General features: G+C 38.0%; 3 protein-coding genes and 1 pseudogene. All 4 read left to right on the top strand.

Features of this window, described 5'->3' with window-relative positions; translation table 11 throughout:
* Window positions 1-683 precede the first annotated feature (683 nt).
* Entirely contained in the window at window positions 684-1,652 is a 969-nt protein-coding gene (locus ASJ81_RS07970; protein WP_095644019.1) for a right-handed parallel beta-helix repeat-containing protein, read from the top strand.
* 757 nt (window positions 1,653-2,409) lie between these two features.
* Window positions 2,410-4,029, top strand: a complete 1,620-nt coding sequence (locus ASJ81_RS07965) for a PKD domain-containing protein (protein WP_095644018.1) — start codon at window positions 2,410-2,412, stop codon at window positions 4,027-4,029.
* Between the two features lie 596 nt (window positions 4,030-4,625).
* Window positions 4,626-6,095 carry a PKD domain-containing protein gene (locus tag ASJ81_RS07960; protein ID WP_095644017.1) on the top strand — a complete coding sequence of 490 codons (1,470 nt, stop codon included), beginning with the start codon at window positions 4,626-4,628 and terminating at the stop codon, window positions 6,093-6,095.
* A 15-nt stretch (window positions 6,096-6,110) separates the two neighbouring features.
* Window positions 6,111-6,296: pseudogene (locus ASJ81_RS24420) on the top strand (PKD domain-containing protein); the annotation flags it as partial.
* Window positions 6,297-6,562 lie beyond the last annotated feature (266 nt).

The following is a 6,562-nucleotide window of genomic DNA, read 5'->3' as shown; positions in this document are numbered from 1 at the left end:
TAAAAAAAAGTAATTATTGACCAGAAGGAATAACATCCTATGGTGGTCAGTAACAGGTTTTGAGTAATAGAAGCCAAAACTTCTAATATCCGGCCCCACCTCCAATGACTGATCCCTATAATGTGATTGGAGAGTGAGACTCTGTGTGCAACGTGTCCGCCCACATAAATCGCAGAGAACTGAAGTAGATAGATTCAAAAATATTACGCAGACGTAATAAGAATCTTTGAATTACCGTATAGACCCGGCATAATTAGATATTGATATACTCGGTCTAATTAGATAGTTCGGAAAAACATTACGAGTACGTAATATGGAATTTTGAGAAAATATCTGGGAAGAGTATGCGATTATCCTGGAATTTTTGAGTTTGCTCAAATTCGAATTCCAACTAGAGGCGATACGATGCTAAAAAGACAGATCGGAACCCTATTCCTGACAGCATGTCTTATTTTAACAAACGTATCAACTGTTGGAGAAATATAACTATCTTATAGTTTTTTGAGTTTACGCAGATTCCAAATCCAACCCAAAGGTGATACGATGCTAAAAATAAAGCAGGAAACCCTATTCCTGATACCATGTCTTAGTTTAACGTCCGTATGTGCTTTTGGGAAGAATAGGCTCTAACCCTATGGAACTTTGAGTCTACTCAAGTTCCAAACCAACCCAAAGGTGATACGATGCTAAAAAGACAGATAGGAAACTTACTCCTAGTAACATGCCTTATTTTAACAACCGTACCAGCTGCGTTAGGCGCACAGAATACAATAACTGTAAATCCGACATCTGGATCAGATGCCCAGACTGCGATTAATAATGCAATAAATTCCGTAGCATCAGAAGCAACATCAGGTAACCCGGGATACGTAATCCTAGGTGCTGGCACTTACAAGATAAGTGCACCTATAGTTTTGAAATCTAACGTGGTACTGAAAGGGGCAGGCGACGATACAATAATCTTTGCCACCGGTTCAGTTTGTAACTCCGCAGGATCATCTGCATATATATTCGGGTCAGGTGTCTCCAACGTTGAAGTATGTGACCTTCAGTTCAAAAGTACAGCAACCGGACCAGGTGATGGAGGCCACGGAGATTATAGAAACTGCATACAGTTCAGGTCTTCGAGTAATAGTAAAGTACATGATATTTTATTCACTCGTTATCTGTATGGCGACGGTGTAAGAATCAGTAAAAGTTCTGGAATAGAAGTATACAATTGCAAAATGCATTCAGTAGGACACGACGGTGTGTCTTTCTTATCAGGTACTAAGAATTCCAGGATGTACAACTGTGATGTTGAGGTTCAAACCAACACAGGTGTAAGGATAGACAACTGCGCAAATATTGAAGTGGATCACAATACCTTCTCAGGTAGTGCCGGATCTGGCTGGTGCTGCGTTGAACTGGAAAATTCACTAACAAATGCAAATGTCCATCACAACATAATGCATGACTTCAAAGGCTCAAGCAGTAGTGCAGGCGTTGGAAATATCCACGCAAGCGGGTCTATTAGTGTTCATGATAACGTTATGTGGAATGTGTCACCTTACGTTGCAGTAGGATCAGGTTCAAACACATTAGGACCGTCAGATCACAGTGTTGAGAATTGGGTAGCAAAAGGGTACGGATACGGCTCTCTTGACAACTAATTCAACAAACACGATGAGACATTGCAGATTAAGAGTCCTGCAACATAAAGTGCAACATAAAGTGCAACATAAAGTGCAACATAAAGTGCAACATAAAGTACCGAATTATATAGTTCGAGCTGTATAGTTCGAACATCTTCGATTTTTGCAGGACAACGGAAGACGAGAGAAAAAGTTGTGGCTTATTTTGCCCACAAATATAACTATCTGGAAGAAAGTGGACATAAAATTGTTTCCTCTTTCTTTAATTCACTTTTATTCTTCTTTCTTTAATTCACTTTTATTCTTCTTTCTTTGATTCACTTTTATTCTTCTTTCTTTAATTCACTTTTATTCCTCTTTCTTTGATTCACTTTTATTCTTCTTTCTTTAATTCACTTTTACTTTTATTTTTGTATTTTTTTATGTCTGCCGAACACGGTACGCAGTTTTTGTTACATTCTCTAGACATACCTTCCTTAAAAATTATATAGATTGATTGCTCATAATAAGTATCATATATTAGGCAGTTAATGTTTATAGCCAGCTATTTATTAAGAAAAATTGTCTGCCTAAAGAAAACTAAGTTTTCCGTTTTTGCTTTTTTTGCCGAAAAACCTTGGGAATTTTTAAACGGATTAATTGATCCAGCTCCTTGTAAATGAAAATTTTCTATTAAACATTTGTGAATCCGATATTTAGATAAAAAATTAGAAATTAAGGAGCAAATTTGGAGTTTTTTAGATTAGGCATTCTTATCAAAAATGGAGGACTTTAAATGGAGAACAAACAAAAATTATTTTCGGTAGCCTTAGTTTCAGTAGCTACGATTTTATTTTTGATTCTCATTTCATCTACGGCACTGGCAACTACTTTAGAAAATCCTTCGTTAACAATTAATAAAACTAGAATAACCACCAGCGGATCAGCAGAATACCCCGAGATCTACGGTGACAACATAGTGTGGCAGGATAATCGCAGCGGAAACTGGGATATTTACATGTACAATATATCCACTAAAAAAGAAATCCAGATTACTACCAATAAATCAGCTCAGACTGACCCTGTCGTCTATGGTGATAAGATAGTATGGCTGGATATGCGCAATGGAGAAAATACTGATGAATTTCTATATGGAGGACAGGATGTCTATATGTACGACCTTTCTACTAAAAAAGAAACTCGGATTACCGGCAGTACATTTGAAATCAGTCCAGATTTTTCCGCAGCTCTAGACATTTATGATAACAGGGTAATGTGGGGTACAGGTCACGGTTTCACAATATACGACCTTTCTACTAAAAAGGAAAATTATACCGAAACTACCTATGGAACATATTATCCTGCTTTCTATGGTAACTGGGTAGTTTACAGAAATGAAATGAGTTTAGGGGAAGGAGGGGATATATACGCGTGTGATCTCTCCGCTAAAAAGGAAACGGAGATAATCAATAACAGTGTAGCGGGGAGGCCTGCGATTTATGGTGACAGAGTAGTGTGGACAGATGCGCGCAGTAGTGAGGATTGGCCTTATGAGAACTGGGATATTTATATGTACAACCTCTCAACCCAGAAGGAAACTCAGATTACCACAAATGGATCAGCAGGTGATCCAGTTATCTACGGTGACAAAATACTGTGGGTAGATGGACGCAGTGGAAGCTGGGAGATTTATATGTACAATATCACCACCCATACTGAAACTCATACTACCAATACGTCATCATCCGTTGGAACTATCTATGGTGACAAGGTAGTATGGGCAAATTGGCAAAATGAAAAAACCGACATCTACATGGGTACTCTTATCAGTTCAAACCTGCCGACTGCTGCCTTCTCTGCATCCCCAATTTTGGGAAAAGCTCCTCTGAAAGTTAGTTTTACCGACAAAAGTATGGGCTTGCCAATTAAATGGCAATGGAATTTTGGAGACGGAACAACTTCAACCAAGCAGAAACCGAACCATAAGTATAACAAAGTAGGAAATTATACTGTTACCAAGCAGAATCCAACGCATAAGTATTCCAAAGTAGGAAGTTATACTGTTAGACTTACAGCAACTAACTCAGCAGGCAGTAACACGGCAATAAAAACAGATTACATAAAAGTGATAACAAAACCCATTGCTGTATTTTCTGCGTCTCCAATGTCAGGAAAAGCTCCATTAACTGTTGCCTTTACGGATATAAGTACAGGAATACCAGATAAATGGAAATGGAATTTTGGAGACGGGACAATTTCAAGAGAAAAGAATCCGAAACATCAATATCTACAGGAAGGAAATTATAAAATTACACTTACAGTAAGCAATATGGCAGGGAGCAGTACTGTAACCAAAACGAACTACATAAAAGTGACAACAAATACAAGACCGGGAATATGCTCCGAAAGCAAATAAATCCTTAAATTAAAAATGATGAAAAAGATTGATACTAGAGGAGTGGGGGATTACTTATTAAATCTGACAAAAGGATTACGTTTCTCTTTTTTGCCAGATATAAAATTTAAATGTTTTTGCTATATCTGAGACTTAACCTTCTCTTTTTGATTTTAAGTAATTTATAACGCTTTAAATAATTCGACCTTTAAATTGATTTTAGACTTTTAATTAGTACTTACAATTGAAGTGTTTTCTCAGTTAGTATCTACAATTTAGCTGAGAAAGATAACGACTCTAAGACTTGAACTGCTTTAATAATAAAACATTGATTTAATATTAACCTAGTTTTACAAATTAAATAATCGATAATAAAACATTGATTAAATATTAACCTGGTTTTACAGATTAAATAATTGATAATAAAATTATAATAAACTTGGAAAGTGATTTATATAAGGACAAGGTATCACTATTTTTGGAGAATTTTGCAAATTTTCTACTCTCTTGTAAAGAAAATATCGCAGCTAACTGTTAGCAAAAATTGCCTATGAGTTTTGAAGATCCCGTTGTACATTAAAAACATCATAATAACGAAAAATAGAGGAGTAGGATAAATGAAAACTAACAAAAAATTGAATTCAGTAGCTTTGACATCAATAGCTCTGATTTTATTTTTAATTTTCGTTTTATCTGCGGCATCAGCAGCTACTGAGCAAAGTACTTTGTCTCTTGGGAAATATGCATATATTACAAACGAGTTGGACAGTACTCTCTCCATAATTGACACAACAACAAACACTGTCACAGCTACCGTGCCTTCAGGAAACGAACCTGCTGCAGTTGCAGTTAACCCGGATGGGACAAAGGTATATGTGGCGAATTTTTACCTGTGGAACGATGAAACTATCCTTTCAGAATCAACTGACACAAAGTTAGCATTCTTAGAGAGAACAACGGAACATGTGGCAACCGATGAAGGAGCCATCTCTGTAATTGACACAGCAACAAAAACCCTTAAAGCTACTGTGCCTGTAGGAAGCCTCCCTGCCGGAGTTGCAGTTAGTCCAGACGGAACAAAGGTATATGTAGCGAATCGGGGTAGCAACACTGTTTCTGTAATCGACGCAGCTACAAATACTGTTACAGCCACTATGGACGTAGGAAGCGGTCCTAATGGAATTGCAGTAAACCCTGACGGAACAAAGGTATATGTAACGAATATGTACATTGACACTGTTTCTGTAATTGACGCAGCTACAAATACTGTTACAGCCACTGTGAACGTAGGAAGCTATCCTTGGGGAGTTGCAGTAAGCCCGACAGGAACAAAGGTATACATATCAAGCACCGGCAGTGACACTGTCTCTGTAATTGACACAGCCACAAACAAGGTTACAGCCACAGTACCTGTAGGAAGTTCTCCAATTGGAATTGCAGTCAAACCGGACGGAACAAAGGTGTACGTAGCGAACGCAGAAAGTAACACTATCTCCGTAGTAGACACAGCTACAAACAAGGTTACAGCTACAGTGACTATAGGAAATTATCCTCTGGGAGTTGCAGTCAAACCGGATGGAACGAAAGTATATGTGGCAAATTCTAACAGCAATACTGTCTCTGTAATTGATGCAGCTACAAATACTGTTACAGTCACTATTCCTGTAGGAAATGGGCCTGTTGCTTTCGGGCAGTTTATAGGTCCTCTCTCACTGGCTCCTTTCGCAAGTTTTTCTGCGAAATCAACCGAAGGAAAAGCTCCGTTAACTGTTGCCTTTACTGACAAAAGCACAAGATCTCCAACTAAATGGAAGTGGGAATTTGGAGACGGAAAAACTTCAACCAAACAGAATCCAACTCATAAGTATTCCAAAGTAGGAAGTTATACTGTTAGACTTACAGCAATAAATGCCAAAGGCAGTAACACGGCAACAAAAATAGATTATATAAGAGTGGTAACAAAACCGGTTGCAAACTTCTCTGCGAAACCTACCTCAGGAAAAGCCCCATTAACCGTCGATTTTAGTGATAAAAGTACAGGAGTAGCAACTAAGTGGAAATGGAGTTTTGGAGACGGAAAAACATGAGTAGCAACTAAGTGGAAATGGAGTTTTGGAGACGGAAAAATTTCAACAGAAAAGAATCCGAAACACCGATATTTACAGGAAGGAAACTATAAAGTCACACTTACGGTAAACAATTTGGCAGGCAGCAGTACTGTAATGAAGAAGAATTTCATAAAGGTGACAACAAACACAATGCCGGGAATATACTCCGAAAGTAAATAAAACTGAATTGAAAAAAGAAAAAGATCAAGGCTAAAAGGTAATTGGGATTATTGCTCAAGAGGAATCAAAGCTGCGCTGGCGCACCCCGCTGCAAGCAACGGGGTATGTTCGCGCCACCGCTCAAAATTCCGTTAAAGGAAGTAATAACCCCAAACTGTTTGGTTTGATCAGAAGTTAACAATCGAAAATGAAATTGATAAATAATATAGTCATCAACGGTTACCGGGGAAGTTTCCATCCCCGCAGCAAGCTAGCGGGGTATTCGA

Origin of the sequence: Methanosarcina spelaei (genome assembly GCF_002287235.1) — an archaeon.
Classification (GTDB): Archaea; Halobacteriota; Methanosarcinia; order Methanosarcinales; family Methanosarcinaceae; genus Methanosarcina; species Methanosarcina spelaei.
Note: the sequence above shows the minus strand (reverse complement) of the source record. Positions and strands in the feature narration are given on the sequence as shown.

Bases quoted from the DNA above. Each gene is read 5' to 3' on its own strand.
- ASJ81_RS07960 (WP_095644017.1), top strand. From the start codon at position 4,626: ATGAAAACTAACAAAAAATTGAATTCAGTAGCTTTGACATCAATAGCT.
- ASJ81_RS07965 (WP_095644018.1), top strand. From the start codon at position 2,410: ATGGAGAACAAACAAAAATTATTTTCGGTAGCCTTAGTTTCAGTAGCT.
- ASJ81_RS07970 (WP_095644019.1), top strand. From the start codon at position 684: ATGCTAAAAAGACAGATAGGAAACTTACTCCTAGTAACATGCCTTATT.